A 23,567-nucleotide genomic window follows, 5' to 3' on the forward strand; every position below is an offset into this window, starting at 1 on the left:
ACATCCGCGCCACCGTATAATCGTACAGGTCGACCTGGCCCCCCAAGTTCGACAGCAAAACCGCTAAGCAATTGATGTCATTATGGCGGAATGAGCCATTATGTGACTACACGGCGTTCGTCAGAGGGGTTTTGGCAGGTTCAGGGTGTCGAAGAGTTCCATCTGTTGAGGCGTTGTCACAGAGAGCCCATTGACCGTGCGCTCACCGATTTTCGCGCGGTGGCGCTGGATGCGAGCGAGGAGATCGAGCGCGGTGCGGGGGCTGGCCGTGTGGCCCTTGGCCTTCAGGCGCATGCGCATGACGCGATAGAGCACGAGCGCCAGGAAGCAGATCAGCGCGTGGGCGCGGATGCGATCGGGCAGGCGGTGGTGGACCGGGGCGATCTCGATGTCGGACTTCAGCACCCGGAAGCCGCGCTCGATGTCGGCCAGCGCCTTGTAGCGCGCGACGGCCTCGGCCGGCGTCAGGTCGGGAGCATTCGTCAGCAGCGCGAGCTTGCCGTCGAAGAGCTCGGCCTCGTGGATGGCGGTCTCGTCCAGCGACCAGCTGAAGCGGTCGGCGGTGAAGTCGGCCCTGAGGAAGCGGGTGAGTTCGGCCTCGGCGACCGCGCGGGTGAAGCGGCTGTAGGCACCACGGTCGGAGGCCCGCCGGCCCCGGTCGCTTTGCCCCGCGTCTTGTGCATTCAGCTTGCCGACCATGCGCTCGGCCATGACCTCAAGTTCGGCGATGCGGGCTCGGCGCTTCTCGGACTGCTCGGCCGCGCGCAGCGGATCGTGGGCCACGATCAGCCGGTGACCCGCGAAGCGAGCCTCGGAGAGGCCCGTCTTGTCGAAGGCAAGGCCGCGGAAAGTCTCGACGAGCTCGCCGTAGCGGCGGGCGGGGACGGCCAGGATGAACTCGAGCTTCCGCCCTCCTTGATCGGCGAGCGTGGTCAGCGTGTCGATGTTGTCGAGGCTCAGGAGCCCACGGTCGGCGACCAGCACGACCCGCTCGACCGGGAAACGCTGCAGGACGGTGGTCAGCATGGCCTGCAGCGTCTTGGTCTCCGCGACGTTGCCGGGGTGGACGGTGTGCATGAGCGGAAGGCCTTCCGCCGTCTGCACGACGCCCAGCACGAACTGGCGGGCAATGCCGCCCTTCTCCTTGTTCATGCCGTACGCGCGGAGATCATCCTCTATCTCCGCCTCGCCGTGGATGCGCACGGTGGTCAGGTCGTAGAACACCACCGCCAGATCCCGGTCGACCAGCGGCCGGATCTGTTTCGCCAACTCGATCTCGACCCGCTCCGCATGGTCCATCAGCGCGTCCATCGCGCGCAGCAGATGCTGATGCGTCACCGTTTCGGGCATGGCCGGCATCGCCACCGTCTCCAGCCAGCGCAGGCAGCCGAGCTTCGAGTCCGGTTCGCACAACCGATTGAAAACCATGGCCCTGACGAGCGCCTCCACATCAAGCTGCCGCTTGCCCGACCGCAGTGCCCGCGCCAGCGCGCGGTCGAAGCCGAGGTCCTTCCACAGCTCGTGGAGGGCGAAGACGTCGCCGAAGGCGCGGCCGGGCTCCTGCTCGATCCTGAGGGCCTCCGGCGCATCGCGCCCCGTGACCTTGCACAGCCCCCGGATCAGGGAGTCGAGATGGCCGTCCGGTCTGTCGTCGATGCGCCCGAGGTTCGCGATCACGCGGCTGCGCGGCTTGCCGGCGTCGTTACGGTAGGACTCCATGATCTGGAGGTAGCGCCGGCCGCCATTTTCGGTGATGCGAATGAACATCCCTACGAAATCGCAGCATTGCGCCTTCTAAGCAAGAACTTTTAGCTGCGCTCCATGTAACTACATGAAACCTCGGCGTGCTGACGGCCAACCCATTGAAACGACTCGAACAGCCCGCCGGAATCGCGCCAGTCCCGGGTGGATTTTGTCGAACTTGGGTGGCCCGAGTTGAATGCTGCGTCGAGTGCCGCCTTCAGCGCCGCGTCCTCGGCCGGACGATAGGCACCAGCATCCGGGTTCCATGTGCGCACCGCCTCCTTGTCGTTCTTCGGCGGCACCCGAATCTGAGCCATGAAGTCGTGCGTTTCCGGCAGGATCCCGGGCAGATTCAGCGTCCTCCAGGTTTCGGCAAGGATACGAAGCTGTGCGAGGTGAGCGACGTTGCCGCGCGCGCACCAGTGAGCGACATCCTCCGCGTCAATTTCTTCGACCTGTCCATCGCGACGTTGGTGTGCGAACAGCACAAGATTTCTGAACTGGCGGAAGGCTGCTCCAGAGGTGTTCAAATTTCTGGTTGCCACCATCGTGCGCATTGATCGCTTCAAAGAATCGATCAAGACGCCTGACGCGCCTTCCCGCAAAAGAGTAAAGTCGATATTGACGGCGGCGCTGAGCGTGCGGAACGACCAGAAATCCTGCTCGGGATTGAACGGAGTGCCATCAGAGGCGAATGCTTGCCGATATTCAGACCGAACTACAGGCGTCGAACTCGTGGGTGATTTCACGAACGGCTCTCCTGAACCCGGAGTCCTGCCTTAAAAGCGGCTTCCGTCAAGTGATCACCTCGGTATTCAGCGGCCATCTTGCTCAGATAGGACCAACCACCGAGGAAGTTGGCGAAGCGCGCGAAGTCCTCGGCGCTGATCCGGGCCGCGATTGCCCAGTCGGCCAGGTTCTGAATCCAGCCATGCCGAAGGTGGTGCGGCGTCAGTCCTTCGATTCCGAGATGCTTTCCGAGTTCGTGGACCACCCGGCCAACGGTGCGATCGGAGATCGGCGTGCCATGCGTATGGTTGTCGTGGCTCAGGAAGATGAAGGGCGAACCGCGCTTCTCGGCCGCGTCGCTTCCCGGACCCAACATGTAGTCCTCCAGTGCCCGAGCAACAGTGGGACCGAAGGGCACGATCCGGTCGAGGGTCTTTGCATTCGGCTCACGGGTCCGCGGATCTTCCGGATCGTCATGCCGTCGCTCCACTCGGATCTCACAGGCCGCAAGATCAATGTCCTTGGGCTTCAACTGCCGTGCTTCACCTTGACGGATACCGGATGCCACCAACAGGCAGACAAGGGCCCAGTTGCGCCGCGCCATCGCTTCCGTCTTCCAGACGTCGAAGGGATCGCCCGTGGCCACAAAAGCCGCCACCCGGGCCAGATCGGCTGCCTTGACGATGCTCCGGATTCGCGAGGACTGGATCCTTGGCTGGTGAACCGCTATGTGAGCGGCCATGTCCTTGCGCGCGCTGATCCGCTCGGCGAGTTCCAGCGAACGCTTTCGAAGATGGGCCTCGGACATGCGTCCGACGAAATCGAAATAGCGGGCGGCCGTCGACAGGCGCCGACACTTCAGGGCATTACTGACGATGTCGGTTTTCGACATGGCAACCCCGCGGCGCATCTCCGTCACCGATGGCAACGCGATCCGTCGTAGACTCGCCGTCTTCAGCCCGCAGGCCTCCGCCAGAGTCTCGATCTCGACCAGATCGAAATATGCGCCTCCCTCAAGCCGCGCATTCAGGTCGATACGCTCCCGAACCGCCCAGAGCCCGAGGTGAACCAGATCTGTGGCTTCTGCACCCATGGTCTCTGACGAGTGGCCATGGGAACGCCGTGTGAGCGCCAGCGCTGTCGGGTAGTACGCCGGCGCGCCGGCTTCGTCGACGACGGTGACGAAGCGTTCGCCGTCTGCGAGGATGAAGCGCCGCACGCGAAGAAAATACCGGTCTGTGGCAAAGGGAACATAAGCCATTCGGCGCACCTCCGAACGGAAACAGAACATAGTCAGCAAACTACTGCAACTGCGTCATAAACGCGTCGAAACTACCGCTTTCTGTGGTGAGGTTCTGATAAGATATATTATGTAAGTTATCGCAGGTGTGTCGGCTCAAGCAGACTAGGGCCTTCCACTCTTGCCTTTCGCGACCGCCGTGCCGCCGTCTATGATGGTGACGGAGGATGGCATGGGCAACGAGACACAGCCGCGCGAAGGAGACCTTCCGGACTCGGTCTGGATGGACGTGCTGTCGGCCGTCGATCGGACCTATGCCGACCTGGTGGATTACCAGGAGCGCCTCGAGCGGCAGAACGACGAGCTTGAGCGGCTTCGGTCCTTCCATGCCTCGGTGCTGGCCTCGGTCTCGGACATCCTGATCGTGGTTTCGCGCGCCGGCGAGGTCGAGGAGGCTTCGGCCTCGGTGTCGCTCCGCACGCGGCTGGCGCGCTCGCAGCTCTGTGCCCGGCGGGCGGAGGATCTGTTTGCCGAGGCCGACCGTGAACGGCTGCGGACGGCCATGCGATGCGCGACCGAATTGCGGGCGCCCGTGACCATCGAGGCCGGGCTGCTCACGCCCGAAGGGCCCAGCGCGGTCGAGCTGTCACTGTCGGCCCGTTTCGACGAACGCGGCCGGGCGGCGGGTCTGGTGCTGACGGGGCGCTCGGTGGCCGAGATCCGGCAGGCCTATGCCGAGCTCGAGCGCAGCCATGACGAGCTGAAGGCCGCGCAGGCGCTGTTGGTCAGGAACGAGAAGCTCGCCTCGCTCGGGCGCCTTCTGGCGGGGGTGGCGCACGAACTGAACAATCCGATCAGCTTCGTCTATGCCAATGCCCATGCCCTCGAACGCTATGCCGGGAAGTTCGAGAGCTACTTCCACGAGGTGCAAGCCGGCGCTACGCGCGAGGACCTGATGCGGCTGCGCGAGGACCTGAAGCTCGACCGCGAGGTGCGCAACCTGCGCGAGGCGGTGCGCGGCGCCCGCGAGGGGGCCGAGCGGGTGCGCGACATCGTCGAGGATCTGCGCCGGCTGTCCTCGGACGGATCGGGCGAGGCCGAGCGGTTCGACCTCGTGGCCGTCACTCAGGTTGCGACCGCGTGGGTTCTTCGTGGGGCGCGCCGCGAGGTGGAGGTCGAGATGACCGGCCTGCCCTCGCTCGAGGTGACGGGACGGCCCGGCCATCTGCAGCAGGTGGTGATGAACCTCGTGCAGAACGCGCTCGATGCGGTCGAAGAGGTGGTGGCTCCGAAGGTGGTGATCGACCATGCCACTGAATGCGATCTTGCCGTGCTCTCGGTGCGGGACAATGGTGCGGGCGTGCCCGAGGGGCTGGAGCAGGCGATCTTCGACCCGTTCTTCACCACCAAGCCCGTGGGACGTGGCACCGGGCTCGGCCTGCCGATCTCGCACAAGATCGCCGAAGAGCATGGCGGGCGGCTCATGCTCTGCGAAGGGGGCCTTGGCGCCTGCTTCCGGCTGGAACTGCCGCTGGACCTGGTGCAGGCATGATCCTTCACGACCTTTCGTGCGGCCGCAGGACGGGATGCGCATGAACATCCTCTGGCTTCAGGCCTCGGGCTGCGGCGGCTGCACCATGTCGCTTCTCTGCGCCGAGGCGCCCGGCGTCTTCGACGCGCTGGAGGGAGCGGGCCTGCGGTTCCTCTGGCACCCTGCCCTGTCGCTCGAGACCGGCGAGGAGGTGCGTGCCCTCCTGCGCCGGATCGAGGCGGAAGAGATGCCGCTCGACATCCTCTGCGTCGAGGGCGCCGTCGCTCGTGGTCCGCGCGGGACCGGGCGGTTCCAGATGCTGGCGGGCATGGGCATCCCGATGCTCGAGGCGGTGCGGCGGCTCGCACCGCTGGCGCGTCATGTCGTGGCGGTGGGAACCTGCGCGGCCTATGGCGGGATGACGAGCGCGGGCGGCAACCCGTCCGATGCGGTGGGCCTGCAATATGAGGGCGCGCATCCCGGGGGCGCGCTGCCGGCCGCCTTCCGCGCCCGGGGCGGGCTGAAGGTGATCAATGTCGCAGGCTGCCCCACCCATCCCGGCTGGGTGATCGAGTCGCTGATGATGCTGGCGGCTGGGGGTTTGGCGGAAGAGGCGCTCGACCGGTTCGGCCGCCCGCGCTTTTACGCCGATCACCTCGTCCACCACGGCTGTCCGAAGAACGAATATTACGAATACAAGGCCAGCGCCCGCGCCCCCGGCGAGATCGGCTGCATGATGGAGCATATGGGCTGCATCGGCACGCAGGCGGTGGGCGACTGCAACATCCGGCCGTGGAACGGGGCGGGCTCCTGCACCTCGGCCGGCTATGCCTGCATCGCTTGCACCGCGCCCGAGTTCGAAGAGCCGCGCCACCCCTATTCCGAGACGCCGAAGATCGGCGGCATCCCGGTGGGTCTGCCGTCGGACATGCCGAAGGCCTGGTTCATGGCGCTGGCGAGCCTGTCCAAGGCCGCCACGCCCGACCGCATCCGCCGCAATGCGGTGGCCGACCGCATCGAGGTGCCGCCGAACCTCAAGGGCCTCAAGAGATGACGAAGCTGGTCGTGGGCCCGTTCAACCGGGTCGAGGGCGATCTCGAGGTGCATCTTGACGTGGCCGAGGGCCGGGTCGTCTCGGCACAGGTCAACGCGCCGCTCTACCGCGGGTTCGAGCGGATGCTCGAAGGGCGCGATCCGCGCGATGCGCTGACGATCACGCCGCGGATCTGCGGGATCTGCTCGATCAGCCAGTCGATGGCCGCGGCGCGGGCCCTCGGGGCGGCGATGGGGATCGAGCCCACGCCCGAGGGCGCGCGGGTGGCGGCGCTGATCCATGCGGTCGAGAATGTCTCGGACCACCTCACCCATTTCAACCTGTTCTTCATGCCCGACTTCACCCGGCCGGCCTATGCCGGGCGTCCGTGGCATGGGCGGGCGGTGGCGCGGTTCACCGCCATCGAGGGCAGCGCGCAGCGGGAAGCCGTCGCTGCACGGGCCGAGCTGATGCACATCCTGGGGCTTCTCGCCGGCAAGTGGCCGCACACGCTGGCAATCCAGCCCGGAGGGGTGACGCGCGCGCCGGGGCCGAGCGAGAGGATGCGCATCCTCGCCAGCCTGCGCGCCTTCCGGCGGTTTCTGGAGCGGGTGATGATCGGCGGCCCGCTCGAGGAGTTCGTGGAGTTGCCCGACAAGGCCGCCCTCATGCGCTGGCAGCGGGGCGACGCGGGCTTGTTTCTCGAGATTGCGGCGGATCTGGGGCTGGAGAGCCTCGGTCGTGGCGGGGGGCGCTACCTGAGTTTCGGCGCCTATCCGCTGGCCACGGGCCGGATCTGGCCCGAAGGGATCCGGGAGAGAGAGGCGCGGCCGCTCGACCTCTCGCTGATCCGCGAGGACCTGAGCCATTCCTGGATGCTGGGGCCGACGGCGCACCCGTCGGCGGGGCAGACGCTGCCCGACGAGGAGATGCGGGATCCGGCCTACAGCTGGTGCAAGGCGCCGCGCTTCGATGGCCTGCCGATGGAGACAGGGGCGCTGGCGCGTCAGGTGGTGGCGGGGCACCCGCTGGCGCTGGACCTCGCGCGGGAGGGCGGCGTTCTGGCGCGCGTGGGGGCCAGATTGCTGGAACTGGCGCGGACGCAGCTCGTGATGGAGGATCTGGCGGGCGCGATCGACGTGACGGCGCGCTTCATGGCGGCACCGGCGCCGGTGCCCGAGGCCGGTCAGGGGGCGGGGCTGGTCGAGGCCGCGCGGGGGGCGCTCGGCCACTGGCTCTCGATCCGCAACGGGCTGATCTCGACCTATCAGATCGTGGCGCCGACGACCTGGAATTTCAGCCCCCGCGATGCGGCCGGCGTGCCGGGGCCGCTCGAGGCCGCGCTCGTCGGCGCTCCGGTCCGCGAGGGTGAAGAGACGCCGGTCTCGGTGCAGCATGTCGTGCGCAGCTTCGATCCCTGCATGGTCTGCACGGTGCATTGATGGCAGGGGCGCCCGGTGCACGGGACGGCGACGCGCCCTCGGCCGACCGACGCAACCGAGCGCCGGGCGAAGGGCTCGAGATCCGTGTCCGCGGGCAGGTGCAAGGCGTCGGGTTTCGCCCCTTCGTCTGGCAGCTGGCGCGCGGGATGGGCCTGGCGGGCGAGGTGCTGAACGACGGCGAGGGCGTGCTGATCCGGGTCTCGGGGGGCGATCTGACGGCCTTCGTGGCGGCGCTCCGCGACATGGCGCCGCCGCTCGCCCGCGTGGACAGGGTCGAGGTGGCGCCCTGCCGGGTCGAGGCGTCGGGCTTCGGGATCGCGCCAAGCGGCAAGGGCGCCGTCGCCACGCGGGTGACGCCGGACGCCGCCACCTGCGGCGCCTGTCTCGAGGAGATGCGGGGCGACGGACGGCGGCGCGGCTACGCCTTCACCAACTGCACCCATTGCGGACCCCGCTTCACCATCCTGCGAGAGCTGCCCTACGACCGGGCGCAGACCTCGATGGCGGGCTTTCCCATGTGCCCCGACTGCGCGGCGGAGTATGGCGATCCGGCCGACCGGCGCTTTCATGCCCAGCCCATTGCCTGCCCGGCCTGCGGACCGCGGATCTGGTTCGAGGCGCATGGCCACGAAGGCGGTGCGCTGGCCGAGGCGGTGGCGTTGCTGCGGCACGGCGGGGTGCTGGCCGTGAAGGGGCTCGGCGGGTTCCACCTCGCCTGCGATGCGCGCAATGCCGAGGCCGTGGCGCGGCTGCGCCTGCGCAAGCGGCGGCCGGGCAAGCCCTTCGCGGTCATGGCGGCCGAGGAGATGGCGGACAGGATCGCCGAGATCTCCGAGGCCGACCGGGCGCTGCTGCGCGATCCGGCGGCTCCGGTGGTGCTGGTGCCGTCGCGCGGGGTGCTGCCCGAGGGGGTGGCGCCGGGCATGGCGGCGCTGGGGCTGATGCTGCCCTACACGCCGCTGCATCACCTTCTGCTCCAGGGGTTCGGCGGGCCGCTGGTGATGACATCGGGGAACCTGTCGGGCGAGCCGCAGGTGATCGGCAATGACGAGGCGCGCGAGAAGCTGGCCGCCTTCGCTGACGGCTTCCTGATGCATGACCGCGAGATCGTCCGCAGGCTCGATGACAGCGTCGAGAGGGCGCGGCCGCCGATGGTGCTGCGCCGGGCGCGGGGGCGCGCGCCGGGGACGCTGCCCCTGCCCGAGGGCTTCGGGCGCGCCCCGCAGGTTCTGGCGCTCGGCGGGCAGATGAAGGCCGCGATCTGCCTTGTGCGGGACGGGCAGGCGCTGCTGTCGCACCACCTCGGCGATCTCGATGAGGCGCTGACCTTCGACGAGTTCCGCCGCGCCCTTCGCGACCACGCAGCGCTCTTCGACCATCGGGCCGAAATCGTGGCGGTGGACCTGCATCCGGGCTATCGCGCGACGCAGGCGGGCCACGCGATGGGCCTGCCGGTGACCGAGGTGCAGCATCACCATGCACATCTCGCCTCCTGTCTGGCCGATGCGCTCTGGCCACTGGGCGGCGGGCCGGTGGCGGGCCTCGTGCTGGACGGGACGGGCCTCGGAGCGGATGGCACGATCTGGGGCGGCGAGCTGCTGCTGGGCGACTACGCCGGGTTCGAGCGTGTGGCGCATCTGGCGCCTGCGCCCCTGGCCGGGGGCGAGGCCGCCGCGCGCGAGCCCTGGCGGAATGCGCTGGTGCGGCTCGACGCGGCAGGACTGGCCGATCTGGCCGACCGGCTCTTTCCCCGTCAGCCGCGCGAGGTGTTGCGACGGGCGGTGGCGGCGGGGGTGAACGCGCCGCTGTCCTCGTCGGCGGGTCGGCTCTTCGATGCGGTGGCGGCGTGCCTCGGGCTGGCGGCGGCGCGGCAAGGCTACGAGGGCGAGGCCGCCATGCGGCTCGAGGCGCTGACGGGCGATGGCGCGCCCTACCCGTTCGAGGGCCTGAACCCCGCGCCGATGTTCCGGGCGCTGGCGCGGGACCTGGAGGCGGGAGCCGCGCCGGGGTCGATCGCGCAGAGCTTTCATCTCGGCCTCGCGCGGGCCTTCTGCGCCCCCGCCCGTCACCTTGTCGAGACGGGCCGTGCGCAGGCGGTGGCGCTGACGGGCGGGTGCTTCCAGAACGCGCGGCTGCTCCAAGCCTGTCTGACGGAACTCGAGGGGCTTCCGGTGCTGACCCATCGAGCCGTGCCGGCCAACGATGGTGGACTGGCTCTGGGGCAAGCGCTGGTTGCCGCAGCGCGGCATATCGGCGCGGCGGAAACAGCCTGACCGGACGACCGAAGGGCTGGTAAAGACCTTTCCTGCCCCACAAGCGCGCGCCCTCGCAAAATCGACATTTCGTCTTTTTTTGGCAATGGGTTACGGTATTTCCGCCCACACGACACATTTCTTTTGCTTGCGTGGCGCGTCTTCCGCATTCCTCGGCATACAGCCAGCGGCGATCCGCGCCGCGAGTGAGGGAGGACTCCGTTGCCCCAGATCGAAACCTTCTATGACGTCATGCGACGGCAGGGGATCACCCGGCGCAGCTTCATGAAATACTGCTCGCTCACCGCGGCGGCGCTGGGGCTGGGCCCCTCGTTCGTGCCCAAGATCGCCCATGCGATGGAGACCAAGCCGCGGACGCCGGTGATCTGGGTCCACGGGCTCGAATGCACCTGCTGCTCGGAGAGCTTCATCCGCGCCGCGCACCCGCTGGCCAAGGATGTCGTGCTGTCGATGATCTCGCTCGACTACGACGACACGCTGATGGCGGCGGCGGGGCATCAGGCCGAAGAGGCGCTGATGGACACGATCGAGAAATACAAGGGCAACTACATCCTCGCGGTCGAGGGCAACCCGCCGCTGAACGAGGACGGGATGTATTGCATCATCGGCGGCAAGCCCTTCGTGGAGCAGCTGAAGATGGCCGCCGAGCACGCCAAGGCCATCATCAGCTGGGGCGCCTGCGCCTCCTACGGCTGCGTGCAGGCGGCGGCGCCCAACCCGACGCGGGCGGTGCCGGTGCACAAGGTCATCCTCGACAAGCCGATCATCAAGGTGCCGGGCTGCCCGCCCATCGCCGAGGTGATGACCGGCGTCATCACCTACATGCTGACCTTCGACCGCCTGCCCGAGCTGGACCGTCAGGGCCGCCCGGCGATGTTCTACAGCCAGCGCATCCACGACAAATGCTATCGCCGTCCGCATTTCGACGCCGGCCAGTTCGTCGAGCAATGGGACGATGACTACGCCAAGAAGGGCTACTGCCTTTACAAGATGGGCTGCAAGGGTCCGACCACCTACAACGCCTGCTCCACCGTGCGCTGGAACGAGGGGGTGAGCTTCCCGATCCAGTCGGGCCACGGCTGCATCGGCTGCTCGGAGGACGGGTTCTGGGATCAGGGCTCGTTTTACGACCGCGTGACCAACATCAAGCAGTTCGGGGTCGAGGCCAATGCGGATGCGATCGGCCTGACGGCCGTGGGCGCCGTCGGCGCGGGCGTGGCGCTGCATGTCGCGGCTACCGCGCTCAAGGCGGCGCAGCGCAAGTCGCAGACCGCCAGAGACAAGAACAACGAGAAGACGGAGGCCTGATCCATGGTCGCGACACCCAACGGTTTCAACCTGGACAACAGCGGCCGCCGCATCGTGGTGGACCCGGTGACCCGGATCGAGGGTCACATGCGCTGCGAAGTGAACGTGGACGAGCAGGGCATCATCCGCAACGCGGTCTCCACCGGAACGATGTGGCGGGGCCTCGAGGTGATCCTCAAGGGACGCGACCCGCGCGACGCCTGGGCCTTCACCGAGCGGATCTGCGGCGTCTGCACCGGCACGCACGCGCTGACCTCCGTCCGCGCGGTCGAGGATGCTCTGGGAATCTCGATCCCCGACAATGCCAACTCGATCCGCAACATGATGCAGCTGAACCTGCAGATCCACGACCATATCGTGCATTTCTACCACCTGCACGCGCTGGATTGGGTCAATCCGATCAACGCCTTGCGCGCCGATCCCAAGGCCACCTCCGAGCTTCAGCAGAAGGTCTCGCCCAGCCACCCGATGTCCTCGCCGGGCTATTTCCGCGACGTGCAGAACCGGCTGAAGAAGTTCGTGGAGTCGGGGCAGCTCGGCCTCTTCAAGAACGGCTACTGGGACAACCCGGCCTATCTGCTGCCGCCCGAAGCCGACCTGATGGCCACGACCCACTATCTCGAGGCGCTGGACCTGCAGAAGGAAGTGGTCAAGGTCCATACGATCTTCGGCGGCAAGAACCCGCATCCGAACTGGCTGGTGGGCGGCGTCCCCTGCCCCATCAACGTGCATGGCGTGGGCGCGGTCGGCGCGATCAACATGGAGCGGCTGAACCTCGTCTCCTCGATCATCGACCAGTGCACCACCTTCGTGAACAACGTCTATATCCCGGACGTGATCGCGATCGGCGGCTTCTACAAGAGCTGGCTCTACGGCGGTGGCCTGTCGTCCAAATCCGTGCTGGCCTATGGCGACATCCCTGAACATCCGAACGATTTCTCGCCCGGCCAGCTTCACCTGCCGCGCGGGGCGATCATCAACGGCAACCTCAATGAGGTGCATGACGTCGATGTGCGCGACCCCGAGCAGGTGCAGGAATTCGTGGACCATTCCTGGTATTCCTACGGCGAGCCGGGCCGTGGCCTGCATCCCTGGGACGGCCGGACCGAGCCGAAGTTCGAGCTGGGCCCCAACGCCAAGGGCAGCCGGACCAACATCCAGGAACTCGACGAGGCCGCCAAATACTCCTGGATCAAGGCCCCGCGCTGGAAGGGCCATGCGATGGAGGTGGGCCCGCTTGCCCGCTACATCATCGGCTATGCCAAGGGCCACGAGGACATCAAGAACCAGGTCGAGGGGCTGCTGCGCACCATGGACCTGCCGGTCAATGCGCTCTTCTCGACGCTGGGCCGAACCGCCGCCCGCGCGCTCGAGGCGGAATATTGCTGCCGGCTGCAGAAGCACTTCTTCGACAAGATGATCACCAACATCCGCAACGGCGACAGCTCGACCGCCAATGTCGAGAAGTGGGAGCCCCGGACCTGGCCCCGCGAATGCAAGGGCGTCGGCATGACCGAGGCGCCGCGCGGCGCCCTCGGCCACTGGATCCGCATCAAGGACGGCCGGATCGAGAACTATCAATGCGTCGTGCCGACAACGTGGAACGGCAGCCCTCGCGACACTGCCGGAAATATCGGCGCTTTCGAGGCCAGTCTGCTCGATACGAAGATGGAACGGCCGGAAGAGCCGGTCGAGATCCTGCGCACGCTGCATTCCTTCGACCCGTGCCTTGCCTGCTCGACCCACGTCATGTCACCAGACGGTCAGGAACTGACGACCGTGAAGGTCCGCTGAGGGAGACTACCGGATGAAAATGATCGCAACTGCCGCCCTGCTCGCCGCCGCTGCCACGCCGGCCCTTGCCCACACGGGGCATGGCGATGCGTCGGGCCTCGTGCACGGGCTGGTGCATCCGATCCTCGGGCCGGATCACCTGCTGGCCATGCTCGGGGTGGGGATCTGGTCCGGCTTTGCCATGCCGCGTCACCTCTGGGCGGGCGCCGCCACCTTCCTTGCCGCGATGACGGCGGGCGCGGCGCTTTCCTGGGCGGGCGTGGCCATCCCGATGGTGGAAACCTGGATCGTCACGTCGGTCGTCCTTGCGGGGCTTCTGGTCGCCCTGGCCCACGCGGGGCAGGCCAAGGCCCTCACGGCGCTGTCGCTCACCGCCATTGCGGCCTTCGCCGCCTGCCACGGCCATGCCCACGCCTCGGAGGCGACCGGAACGGTCGGGCTCTATCTGGCGGGCTTCCTCGTCTCCACCGCGGCCCTGCATGTCGCCGGCATCGGCCTTGCGCGCCTCGTCGCCCGCGGCCGGGCGGCGCGGATGGTGCAGTCGGCGATGGGTGCGGCGATCGCGGGATCCGGCCTCTTTCTGATGGCGGGGTGACGCCATGGCGATGGACACCGAAGTCGTCACGATCCACGTCCCCAACCCCAAGGCGCCCCTGCCGCTCGAGGCCTCGCGCAAGACCGGAACGGCCCGCCCCGAGGACATCGAGAGCATCTTTCACAAGACCTCCGTCTATGTGTACGAGGTGCCCGTCCGGGTCTGGCACTGGCTGAACGCCGCGATGATCTTCATCCTGATCGGCACGGGCTACCTGATCGCCTCGCCGCTGCCGACGATGGAGATGGCCGAGGCCACCGATCAGTTCGTCATGGGCTACATCCGCTTTGCCCATTTCGCGGCCGGGCAGCTGCTGACCGTGGCCTTCGCCGCCCGGATCCTCTGGGCCTTCTTCGGCAACGTCCATTCGCGGCAGATGTTCAAGCTGCCGATCCACAACCTGCGCTGGATCCGCGAGCTCATCTTCGAGCTGAAGTGGTATCTCTTCCTCGTGCCCGAACCGCGCAAGTATGTGGGCCACAACCCGCTCGCCCATGCCGCGATGTTCTTCTTCATCACGCTGGGGATGACCTTCATGATCGTCACGGGCTTTGCGCTCTACGCCGAGGGCACCGGACAGGGCTCGTTCTACGACACCGCCTTCGGCTGGGTGCTGGGTCTCGTGGGCAATTCGCAACGGCTCCATACGTTCCACCACCTCGGCATGTGGGCCATCGTGGTCTTCACCATCATCCACGTCTATGCCGCCATCCGCGAGGACATCATGTCCCGTCAATCCATGCTTTCGACCATCGTTTCGGGCTGGCGGACCTTCAAGGATGACCGCGTGGAATAGGGTGAAACGAGGCGAATCTTTTCCCGGCGAGGGGCGCGGCGCAACGTCGCGCCCTTTTGCGTTCCGGAAGGGGAGTGGACAGGGTCGGGGTTCCGGTGGAAGATCCGCTTCCATTCCAACGCCCGCCGGAGCGGCTTTTGACGGCGAAAATCCGTTTTGAAGCAATGGTATGGCAAAATGTCGCGGCCCACATCCTTTTTGCGTTCCGCGGCCGGACTGCAAAGAATATTTTCACCGGAAAGGGCGGGCAGACAAGCCCGTTGCCAGCAGCGGTCGGAGGAGGGACCAATGCCAGCATCGCTCCCGGACAGGGTGCTCATTCTCGGGATCGGGAACATCCTGTGGGCCGACGAGGGCTTCGGCCCGCGCTGCATCGAGGCGCTGGCCGAACGCCATGCCTTCCCGAGCCGCGTCCGGCTGCTCGACGGCGGGACGCAGGGTCTCTACCTGCTGCCGTTCCTCGAAGAGGCCGACGCCCTTCTGGTCTTCGACGCGGTGGATTACGGGCTCGCACCCGGAGCGCTTCTGACCGTGCGGGACGATGAGGTGCCCGCCTTCATGGGCGCCAAGAAGATGAGCCTGCACCAGACCGGCTTTCAGGACGTGCTTGCCACCGCGCAGCTTCTGGGCCGCTGCCCCGCGCGACTGACCCTGATCGGCTGCCAGCCCGAGGAACTCGAGGATTACGGCGGCAGCCTCCGCCCCGCCGTCGCCGCCCGCATCGCACCCGCCCTGCAAGTGGCGCTGGAGGAACTGGCGGCATGGGGCGTCACGCCCCTGCCCGGCCAAAGCCACGTCGAGGGCCTCGCCGACCCCTCGCTGCGCCGCGACGCCTACGAGTCCGGCCGCCCGTCCGAGATGGAGGCCTGCCGCAGCGGCGACGACCGCTTCTTCCCGGAGGGCGCCTGATGTGCGTGGGAGATCCCCACCGCCTCGCCTCCGTCGAAGGCATCGCGGGCAGGACCGAGGACGGCACGCTGATCGACCTCAGCCTGACGCCCGAGGCGCGCGCCGGCGACTGGGTGCTCTGCTTTCTTGGTGCCGCGCGCGAGGTGATTACGGCCGACGCCGCCGCGCAGATCGCCGACGCGCTCGCAGCGCTTCGCGCCGTGATGGCGGGCGGCGAGGTGGGCGCGGCCTTCGCCGACCTCGACCGTCCGCCGAGCCTTCCCCCCCACCTTCAGGCTGCGCTCGACGCAGGCCAGAGCCACGGATGACGCCATGACCCACCCGCTGATCGCCCGTCTCGAGACCGACCTCGGCTGGCCGCGCCTCCGCTCGATGGAGGAGGTCGAGGCCTTCACGGCCCGCCCCGGCGCCCACTGTCTCTTCATCCCCGGCGATCCGGCGCGGAACCTCGAGACCGCCGACGCCGCGGTCGTCCTGCCGGAACTGGTGATGACCTTCCAGCGCGCCTTCGATGCCGCCGTCGTCGATGAGGCGATCGAGGCCGCGCTTCGCGAGCGGACCCGTGCCCTGCGCACCCCCGGCTTCCTCTTCTACCATGAAGGCCGCTACCTCGGCGCGATCGAGAAGATCCGCGACTGGGGCGACTACACGACCCGCATTCCGCAGATACTCGGCCTCGCTTCCGCCTGAAAGGCTCGTTCATGAACCCGTTCAACCTTCCTCCCACGGGCTTCGGTCCCGGCTCTCAGCCCTCCGAAGGCGACGACGAACTGACCTTCATGCCGCTGCCGTCCGGGATGCGCACCTATTCGGCGCACCTGCCCGACGTTGAAAACACGTCCCGCGTCGCCCCGGCCATCGCCCTCCTGAAGGACGTGGCCGCCGCCTGTGATGCCGCCTCGCGCGGCGGTCCGGGCGCGGGCTTCGACCTGAGCGGGCTCGACCCCGAGAACCGGGCCCTGCTCGCCGAGACGCTGGGTCAGGGAGAGGTCTCGATGCGGCTGCGCGGGATACCCCCGCTGATGGTGCAGGAAAGCGTCTTTGCCGGCGTCTGGGCCGTGGCGGGCCAGGGCGTCCAGCGGATCGAGGTCGGCCCCGTGCCCGAGGCCGCGCGGACCCGAGCCTTCGCGCCCGTCCGTCCGGCGCTGACGCCTGTGGGAGACCGGCCCCAGGGGGTGGTGAATGCCCCTGCCCTTCTGGCCGAACTGCTCGAGAAGTCCGTCACATGGCAGGCCGGAGACGAGCCCTGGGTCGTGAACCTCAGCCTGCTTCCGCACACCGAGGAGGATCTGGCCTGGCTCGACCGGATGCTCGGAGAGGGTGCGGTCACGATCCTGTCGCGGGGCTATGGCAACTGCCGGGTGACGGCGACCGCCGCGCCGCAGGTCTGGCGCGTGCAGTATTTCAACTCGATGGACACGCTCATCCTCGACACGTTCGAGGTCACGCGGATGCCCGAGGTCGCCCTGGCGGCGCCGGAGGATCTGGCCGACAGCGGCGCCCGCATCCTCGAGGTGCTGGAGGCGATCCGTTGAGCGGCTTCGAAGGATCCTACCTCGGCGCGATCGATCGGATCAGTCCGGCGGCCGTGATGGAATGCAAGGTCTGCTGGACACCCTATGACCCCGGACAGGGCGACGATTTCCGCCAGATTCTGCCGGGAACCCCCTTTTCCGCCCTGCCCGAGGACTGGTCCTGCCCGAACTGCTCGGCTCCGAAAAACCAGTTCATGGTCCTGTCCGACCCCGGCTCGTTCATGGCCGACCGCGTGGCGCGGCTGGTGTCGGATTTCGAGGAGATCTGGCACTCCCGGATGCGCGACGTGCCGTTGTCGAACCGTTCGCTGCATGTCGAGGCGGCGGGTTTCATGCTGCACGAGGGGCGGCCATTGGGCGTGCTGGTTGCGCCGTGGTTCATGAACCTGATCCTCCTGCCCGCAGAGGAAGAGGATTGGGGCGCGCTGGTTGCGGGTGCGAAGGAGCATGTCCCCTTCCCCTCGGGCAGCTACGAGTTCATCCACAATGTCCGGCCGGCGGTCGGTGGCTACAAGGCCTGCTCGCTCTTCTCGCCGATGAACGATTTTTCCAGCCAGCTTCAGGCGGTGGAGGTCGCGCGGGCCGTGATGGTGGCGCTGTTCGATGCGGAGAACCGGGCCGATACCGATCGCGCCGCGGATATACGCGAGGCGCGCGAGGCGGAACTTGCCCCTCCGCCAGCGCCGGAGCCCAATCGCAGGGCCATCATCACCGCAGGCATCGCGGACGGCTGATGATGGGCTCCGTCTCCATACGCCTCGGATCCAGAGGGCCGGAGATGGCGGTCTCTTCGGCGTTGCCGATCGAGGCGCTGATGCTGGGCCGCAGCCCCGAGGCGGCGGCCGATCTTCTGCCGCGGATCTTCAACCTCTGCCCTGTGGCGCAGGCGACGGCGGTGCGGCTGGCCCTCGGTTTGCCCCTGCCTGCGCATGCCGACCTGGAGCAGGAGATCCGGCGCGAACACCGGCTGAAGCTCTCGGTGATCTGGCCGACGATGCTTGGCCTGCCGGGCGAGCCCGGAGGCGATCTGCCGGAACCCTGCGATCTGGATGGCTGGCTGTCGCGAAACCCGCTGTTCGCGCGCCTCTCCGACCTGTTCGGTCCCGGCGAGGCCGCCTGCAACCTGCCCGCTTTCGAGCCCGCGCGCGGGATCAGGGCCTGCGCATGCGACAATTCTCCGGCCGCGAGGCGAGAGGCTCATCCGACCCTGCGCGCGGTGGCAGATCGCTGGGGCCGCGGGCCGCTCTGGCGCGCGATGGGCCGACTTGCGGACGCCACGGATGCGCCCCTGCCGGTCCGCCTGCCCGATGGCACCGCCCTGGTGCCGGCCGCGCGGGGCACCTATGCCCTGCGTGCGCGTGCAGAGGGCGGCGTGATCAACGCCTTCGAGCGCACGACCCCGACGGACCATCTTCTCGCCCAGGGCGGGGTGCTGGAGAAAAGCCTTTTCGCTTTGCCCGCCGACAAGGGTCGCCTCGCCCCGATCCTGCTCGCCATTCTCGATCCCTGCGTGCCCGCCAGCGTGACGGAGGCGGCCGATGCATGAGATGTCGATCTGCGAGGGGATCCGCGGCATCGTCGAGGATCAGGCGCGGGCCCACGGCTTCGGTTCGGTTCGGGTTCTCCGGCTCGAGATCGGCCGTTTTGCCGGGGTGGAGCCTGCGGCCCTGTCCTTCGCTTTCGACGTGGTGATGCGCGGCAGCCCGGCCGAGGGCGCGCGGCTCGAGATCACCCATCTTCCGGGCCGCGCAATGTGCTACGACTGCGCCGAAGAGGTCGAGATCGCCGACCGCTTCGACCCTTGCCCGCGCTGCGGCGGCGGCAAGCTCATGCCCATCTCGGGCGACGAAATGCGGATCAAGGACATGGAGGTTCAGTGATGTGCACGGTCTGCGGTTGCAGCGGCGAGGTTACTTTCGAGGCGGGTCACAATCCCCATCACGGCCACCACCATCATCATGGCCTCGGCCCCGCCGGTGTGAGCGTCCCCGGCCTGAGCCAGGAGCGGCTGATCGAGGTCGAGACGGACATCCTGTCCAAGAACAACATTCACGCGATGGCCAACCGGCACCGGCTGCGAGAGCTTGGCGTCCATGCGGTCAACCTCGTCTCCTCACCGGGTTCCGGCAAGACGACGCTTCTGTGCAAAACCATTTCAATGCTTGGGGACTGTCCGCTGGCCGTGATCGAGGGGGATCAGCAGACCAGCCATGACGCCGACCGCATCCGCGCCACGGGGGCGCCCGCCATCCAGGTCAACACAGGCAAGGGCTGCCATCTCGACGCGCATATGGTGGGTCACGCGATGGAGGATCTGCGCCTCGTCCCCGGATCCCACCTCTTCATCGAGAATGTCGGAAACCTCGTCTGCCCGGCGACCTTCGATCTGGGCGAGGATGCCAAGGTCGCGATCCTGTCCGTCACCGAAGGCGAGGACAAGCCCCTGAAATACCCGGACATGTTCACCGCGGCCCGGCTTGCCATCCTGAACAAGGTCGATCTTGCGCCCTACTGCGAGGTGGACCTCGATCTCTACGAGGCGAACCTGCGCCGGGTAAATCCGACGATCGAGATCCTGCGCGTCTCCGCCCGCACCGGCGAGGGATTGGAGACTTGGGTGAAATGGCTTTCCGCCCGCCGCGCGGCGAAGATGCTCGGGTTGCGCCGCTGATGGGTTCGAATCCGCTGATCCTGCTGGTTGATGACGAGCCGCACGCGCTTGCCGCGATGCGCATGGCGCTCGAGGACGAGTTCGACATCGCCACGGCCCCGTCGGCCGAAGAGGGCCTGAAAATCCTCGAGGATCAGTGGGTGCAGGTCGTGATCTCGGACCAGAGGATGCCGGGCATGACCGGCGTCTCCTTTCTCACACAGGTGCGCGAGCGCTGGCCCGAGACGGTGCGGATCATCCTTACCGGCTACACCGACGCCTCGGCCATGGTGGCGGCCATCAACGAGGCCGGCATCCACCAGTTCCTGACGAAGCCCTGGATCCCGGACCAGCTGGTGATGGCCGCCCGGAGCGCGGCACGGCTCTTCCACCTCGCCCGCGAGAACGAGCGGCTGGCGCTGGAGATGCGCTTTCTCAATTCGACCGTCGAGAACCGGCTGGAGAAACGGCGGCGGGCGCTGCGCGAGGGGATGGGCTTCGAGACGATCCTGCGCTCGCCCTCGTCGCCGATCAACGCGGTGGTCAGCGCCGCGCGCCAGTTCGCGAGCTTCGACGTGCCGGTGCTGCTGACGGGCGAGCCGGGGACGGGCAAGGCCCAGCTGGCGCGGGCGATGCATTACGGGTCGCTGCGCTCGGACCGGCCGTTCCACGAGTTCAACCTGCAGGGCGTGCCGGATGATCTGGCGGCCATCGAGCTTTTCGGGGCCAAGCGCGGGGTCTCGGCCGGCAATACGGCCCGGATCGGTCTGGCGCAGAAGGCCGACCGGGGCACGCTCTATCTCGGGGCGATCGACAGCGCCTCGCCCGCGTTGCAGATGGCGTTGATGCGGATGCTGTCCTCGGGCGCCTTCAGTCCGGTGGGCGGGCAGGAGACGCTGACCACCAACCTGCGGCTGATCGCGGGCTCGCACCGCGACCTGAAGGGTCTCGTCGCCGAGGGCCGGTTCCGCGCCGATCTCTATTATGCGCTCTCGGCCGGAGAGATCGCGGTGCCCCCCTTGCGCGCGCGCCGCGGCGATGTGGCGATCCTTGCGCAGTCCCTCTTGGCCGAGCTGTCGGCGCAGCATGGCAAACCCGTCCACGACATCGAGCCGGCGGCGCTGGAGTTCCTCGAGAATTACGACTGGCCCGGCAACCTGCGGGAGCTGTCGAACGAGGTCCTGCGGATGCTGGTCTTCGCGCAGGGCCGGGTGCTGGGGGCAGAGCTGATCTCGCGGCCCATCCTGCAGGCCCCGCCCGCGGAAGGCGGCGCCGATCGGTCGGCCGAGGCCGTCCTGACCGCCGACGGCACGCTGAAGGACCGCGTGGAGCTGATCGAGATGCGCATCCTGCGCGAGACCCTCACGCGCCAGCGCTGGAACAAGAGCCGTGCGGCCGCCGAACTGGGGCTGAGCCGCGTCGGCCTGCGGGCCAAGCTCGACCGTTATGGCATCGCCGACCCCGCGGGCCGGTTGGCCGCCGAAGAGGAGGAAGACTGACATGTGCCTCGGCATTCCCGGCCGCATCACGGCCATCACCGACGCGGGCCGCCAGATGGCGATGGCCGAGGTCTCGGGCGTGCGCCGCGAGGTCAGCGTCGCCTGCGTGGCCGAGAGTCCGCTGGAGGGACTGGTCGGCCGGTGGGCGCTGATCCATGTGGGCTTCGCCATGAGCCTGATCGACGAGGACGAGGCCGAAAGAACGCTCGAGGCGCTGCGCGATCTCGGCGAGGCGCAGGAGGCGCTCGAGGCCATGGCCGAAGGCGACCGCGCGCTGGAGGAACGCGCATGAAGTTCGCCTCGGAGTTCCGCGACCCGACGCTGGCGAAGTCGCTGATTGCCGCCATCTCGGCGCAGGCCGACCGGCTCGGCGCCCGCCGGGAACGGCCGGTGCACATCATGGAGATCTGCGGCGGCCACACCCATGCGATCTTCCGCTACGGCCTCGACAAGCTGGTGCACGAGGGGATCGAGTTCATCCACGGCCCCGGCTGCCCGGTCTGCGTCCTGCCCATGAGCCGCGTGGACGAATGCATCGCGATCGCCGAGCGGCCGGAGGTGATCTTCACCACCTTCGGCGATGCGATGCGCGTGCCGGGAACGCGGGGCTCGCTCCTGCAGGCCAAGGCGCGGGGGGCCGACATCCGCATGGTCTATTCGCCGCTCGACGCGCTGGAACTCGCGCGGCGCAATCCGGGGCGCGAGGTGGTCTTCTTCGGCCTCGGCTTCGAGACCACGACACCGTCCACGGCGCTCTCGATCCAGCAGGCGGCGCGCGAGGATCTGCGCAACTTCAGCGTCTTCTGCAACCACATCACGGTGCCCGAGCCGATCCGGGCGCTGCTCGGCGATCCCGACATGATGCTCGACGGCTTCATCGGGCCGGGCCATGTGAGCATGGTGATCGGCACCCACCCCTATGACTTCATCCCGCGCGATTACGGCAAGCCGATCGTGGTGGCGGGGTTCGAGCCGACCGACCTGCTGCAATCGGTCCTGATGGTGCTGACCCAGATCGCCGAGGGCCGGGCGGAGGTCGAAAACCAGTATGCCCGCGTGGTGCCTGAGCATGGCAATCCGGCGAGCCTTGCCGCGATCGCGGATGTCTATGAGCGGCGGCCGAGCTTCGAGTGGCGGGGTCTGGGCGAAATCGATGCCTCGGGCCTGCGCATCCGCGAAACCTACGCCGCCTTCGACGCCGAGCGCAGGTTCGGCGTCGGCTATGGCGCAGGCCGGGCGCCCCAGCCAGAGCCCGAAGGCTGCGCCTGCGGCGCGGTGATGACGGGGCGGATCAAGCCCACCGCCTGCCCGCAGTTCGGGCGCGGCTGCACGCCCGAGATGCCGCTCGGCGCGCTGATGGTCTCGTCCGAGGGCGCATGCGCGGCCTACTGGCAGTATGGCGGCGCGCGGGGGCTGGCCGCCGAATAGGGTGGCCACGGATGATATTGGAAGTGAGACAATGGCTCTGAGGGACACCCGTGTCACCCTCGCCCATGGCGGCGGCGGACAGGCGATGCGCGACCTGATCGAGGAGGTCTTCACCTCGGTCTTCGAACCACCGGGAATGGAGGATCAGGCGCGGCTGACGGCGGCGGCGCTGGCCGAACCGGGGGCGCGGCTTGCCTTCACGACCGACAGTTTCGTGGTGACGCCGCTGGAGTTTCCCGGCGGCGACATCGGCAAGATCGCGGTCTGCGGCACGGTGAACGATCTTGCCGTGGGGGGCGCGCGGCCGCTCTGGCTCTCGGCCGCCTTCATCATCGAGGAGGGGACCGAGATCGCGCTCCTGCGCCGGATCGTGGCCTCGATGGCGCACGAGGCCGAGCTGGCCGGGGTGCGCATCGTGACGGGCGACACCAAGGTGGTCGGTCGCGGGGCGGCGGACGGCCTCTTCGTGACGACCTCGGGCGTGGGCGTGATCCCGGCGGGGCGCGAACTGTCGGCCGGTGCGGTCCGGCCGAGCGATGTGGCCTTGGTCAACGGCGTGCTGGGCGATCACGGCGCCACGATCCTCGCCGCGCGGGGGGATCTCGCGCTCTCGGCCGATATCGTCTCGGATTGCGCCGGCCTCGGGCATCTGATGGAGGCGGTGCTGGCGGCGGCGCCGAACGCCCGTGGCGCCCGCGATGCAACACGGGGCGGGATCGCCGCGGTGCTGAACGAAATGGCCGAAGCGTCGGGCGCGGGCATCGTCATCGACGAGGTGGCGCTGCCGCTGCGCGAGGAGGTCCGCGGCGTGTGCGAGATCCTCGGCCTCGATCCGCTCTATCTGGCGAACGAAGGCCGGCTGGTGATCTTCGTCCCCGAGGCGGAGGCAGAGGCTGCGCTTGCGGCGATGCGTGCCTTGCCCGAAGGCAGGGGCGCCTGCGCCATCGGCCGGGCGGTCGCCGACCATCCGGGGCAGGTGCGCATGACGACGGCCTTCGGCGGAAGCCGGATCGTGGACATGCTGGTGGGCGAGCAGCTCCCCCGGATCTGCTGATCCGCGGG

At 68.0% G+C, this 23,567-nt stretch carries 23 protein-coding genes; 20 read left to right on the plus strand and 3 right to left on the minus strand.

The window, feature by feature from the left end; all coding sequences use genetic code 11:
• Nucleotides 1-120: 120 nt before the first annotated feature.
• The 3 genes from LV780_RS18890 to LV780_RS18900 are packed head-to-tail and all read right to left on the minus strand — an operon-like array spanning nt 121 to nt 3,733.
• On the minus strand, nt 121-1,767 hold the full coding sequence (locus LV780_RS18890; RefSeq protein WP_117344998.1) for an IS1634 family transposase: 1,647 nt from the start codon (nt 1,765-1,767) through the stop codon (nt 121-123).
• A 41-nt stretch (nt 1,768-1,808) separates the two neighbouring features.
• Nucleotides 1,809-2,492, minus strand: coding sequence for a hypothetical protein (locus LV780_RS18895; protein WP_147326427.1), 684 nt, complete (start codon nt 2,490-2,492; stop codon nt 1,809-1,811).
• The gene (locus LV780_RS18900; protein ID WP_181318472.1) at nt 2,489-3,733 is read right to left on the minus strand and encodes a tyrosine-type recombinase/integrase; all 1,245 of its coding nucleotides are present in this window, start codon (nt 3,731-3,733) and stop codon (nt 2,489-2,491) included. The genes LV780_RS18895 and LV780_RS18900 overlap by 4 nt, the downstream gene beginning before the upstream one ends.
• Nucleotides 3,734-3,944: 211 nt before the next feature.
• Here LV780_RS18900 and LV780_RS18905 point away from each other — a divergent pair, with 211 nt between their 5' ends.
• From LV780_RS18905 to hypE, 20 genes are all read left to right on the plus strand, one after another.
• Nucleotides 3,945-5,264, plus strand: a complete 1,320-nt coding sequence (locus LV780_RS18905; protein WP_117345070.1) for a sensor histidine kinase — start codon at nt 3,945-3,947, stop codon at nt 5,262-5,264.
• Nucleotides 5,265-5,304: 40 nt separating this feature from the next.
• Entirely contained in the window at nt 5,305-6,297 is a 993-nt protein-coding gene (locus LV780_RS18910; RefSeq protein WP_108220724.1) for an NADH-quinone oxidoreductase subunit B family protein, read from the plus strand.
• The gene (locus tag LV780_RS18915; protein ID WP_108220589.1) at nt 6,294-7,718 is read left to right on the plus strand and encodes a nickel-dependent hydrogenase large subunit; all 1,425 of its coding nucleotides are present in this window, start codon (nt 6,294-6,296) and stop codon (nt 7,716-7,718) included. Before LV780_RS18910 ends, LV780_RS18915 begins: the two co-directional genes overlap by 4 nt.
• On the plus strand, nt 7,718-9,991 hold the full coding sequence (gene hypF / locus LV780_RS18920) for a carbamoyltransferase HypF (RefSeq protein ID WP_233864090.1): 2,274 nt from the start codon (nt 7,718-7,720) through the stop codon (nt 9,989-9,991). Before LV780_RS18915 ends, hypF begins: the two co-directional genes overlap by 1 nt.
• Nucleotides 9,992-10,192: 201 nt before the next feature.
• Nucleotides 10,193-11,299 (plus strand): hydrogenase small subunit, encoded by a 1,107-nt coding sequence (locus LV780_RS18925; RefSeq protein WP_108220590.1) that lies wholly within the window; start codon nt 10,193-10,195, stop codon nt 11,297-11,299.
• A 3-nt stretch (nt 11,300-11,302) separates the two neighbouring features.
• Complete coding sequence (locus LV780_RS18930; RefSeq protein ID WP_108220591.1) at nt 11,303-13,093, plus strand: nickel-dependent hydrogenase large subunit; 1,791 nt, start codon at nt 11,303-11,305, stop codon at nt 13,091-13,093.
• 13 nt (nt 13,094-13,106) lie between these two features.
• The gene (locus tag LV780_RS18935) at nt 13,107-13,688 is read left to right on the plus strand and encodes a HupE/UreJ family protein (protein ID WP_108220592.1); all 582 of its coding nucleotides are present in this window, start codon (nt 13,107-13,109) and stop codon (nt 13,686-13,688) included.
• Between the two features lie 10 nt (nt 13,689-13,698).
• The gene (cybH, locus tag LV780_RS18940) at nt 13,699-14,484 is read left to right on the plus strand and encodes a Ni/Fe-hydrogenase, b-type cytochrome subunit (RefSeq protein WP_108220726.1); all 786 of its coding nucleotides are present in this window, start codon (nt 13,699-13,701) and stop codon (nt 14,482-14,484) included.
• A 288-nt stretch (nt 14,485-14,772) separates the two neighbouring features.
• Nucleotides 14,773-15,393 carry a HyaD/HybD family hydrogenase maturation endopeptidase gene (locus LV780_RS18945; protein ID WP_101340455.1) on the plus strand — a complete coding sequence of 207 codons (621 nt, stop codon included), beginning with the start codon at nt 14,773-14,775 and terminating at the stop codon, nt 15,391-15,393.
• Entirely contained in the window at nt 15,393-15,701 is a 309-nt protein-coding gene (locus tag LV780_RS18950; RefSeq protein ID WP_108220593.1) for a HypC/HybG/HupF family hydrogenase formation chaperone, read from the plus strand. Before LV780_RS18945 ends, LV780_RS18950 begins: the two co-directional genes overlap by 1 nt.
• Before the next feature lie 4 nt (nt 15,702-15,705).
• Nucleotides 15,706-16,083 (plus strand): thioredoxin domain-containing protein, encoded by a 378-nt coding sequence (locus LV780_RS18955; protein ID WP_011910308.1) that lies wholly within the window; start codon nt 15,706-15,708, stop codon nt 16,081-16,083.
• 11 nt (nt 16,084-16,094) lie between these two features.
• A complete protein-coding gene (locus LV780_RS18960; protein WP_108220594.1) occupies nt 16,095-16,928 on the plus strand; it encodes a hydrogenase expression/formation protein in 834 nt (277 codons plus the stop codon).
• Nucleotides 16,925-17,662, plus strand: coding sequence for a [NiFe]-hydrogenase assembly chaperone HybE (locus tag LV780_RS18965; protein ID WP_108220595.1), 738 nt, complete (start codon nt 16,925-16,927; stop codon nt 17,660-17,662). Before LV780_RS18960 ends, LV780_RS18965 begins: the two co-directional genes overlap by 4 nt.
• 44 nt (nt 17,663-17,706) lie before the next feature.
• Entirely contained in the window at nt 17,707-18,474 is a 768-nt protein-coding gene (locus tag LV780_RS18970; protein WP_233864091.1) for a HupK protein, read from the plus strand.
• Entirely contained in the window at nt 18,467-18,808 is a 342-nt protein-coding gene (hypA, locus tag LV780_RS18975; RefSeq protein ID WP_101340460.1) for a hydrogenase maturation nickel metallochaperone HypA, read from the plus strand. Before LV780_RS18970 ends, hypA begins: the two co-directional genes overlap by 8 nt.
• The gene (gene hypB / locus LV780_RS18980) at nt 18,808-19,599 is read left to right on the plus strand and encodes a hydrogenase nickel incorporation protein HypB (protein ID WP_108220597.1); all 792 of its coding nucleotides are present in this window, start codon (nt 18,808-18,810) and stop codon (nt 19,597-19,599) included. Before hypA ends, hypB begins: the two co-directional genes overlap by 1 nt.
• Nucleotides 19,551-21,077 carry a sigma-54-dependent transcriptional regulator gene (locus LV780_RS18985; RefSeq protein WP_108220598.1) on the plus strand — a complete coding sequence of 509 codons (1,527 nt, stop codon included), beginning with the start codon at nt 19,551-19,553 and terminating at the stop codon, nt 21,075-21,077. The genes hypB and LV780_RS18985 overlap by 49 nt, the downstream gene beginning before the upstream one ends.
• A 1-nt stretch (nt 21,078) precedes the next feature.
• Nucleotides 21,079-21,369, plus strand: a complete 291-nt coding sequence (hypC, locus tag LV780_RS18990) for a HypC/HybG/HupF family hydrogenase formation chaperone (protein ID WP_108220599.1) — start codon at nt 21,079-21,081, stop codon at nt 21,367-21,369.
• Nucleotides 21,366-22,505 carry a hydrogenase formation protein HypD gene (hypD, locus tag LV780_RS18995; RefSeq protein ID WP_108220600.1) on the plus strand — a complete coding sequence of 380 codons (1,140 nt, stop codon included), beginning with the start codon at nt 21,366-21,368 and terminating at the stop codon, nt 22,503-22,505. The genes hypC and hypD overlap by 4 nt, the downstream gene beginning before the upstream one ends.
• 31 nt (nt 22,506-22,536) lie before the next feature.
• Nucleotides 22,537-23,559 carry a hydrogenase expression/formation protein HypE gene (gene hypE, locus LV780_RS19000; RefSeq protein WP_101340465.1) on the plus strand — a complete coding sequence of 341 codons (1,023 nt, stop codon included), beginning with the start codon at nt 22,537-22,539 and terminating at the stop codon, nt 23,557-23,559.
• The last annotated feature ends 8 nt before the right edge of the window (nt 23,560-23,567 follow it).

The organism is Cereibacter azotoformans (genome assembly GCF_021391315.1).
Classification (GTDB): domain Bacteria; phylum Pseudomonadota; class Alphaproteobacteria; order Rhodobacterales; family Rhodobacteraceae; genus Cereibacter_A; species Cereibacter_A azotoformans.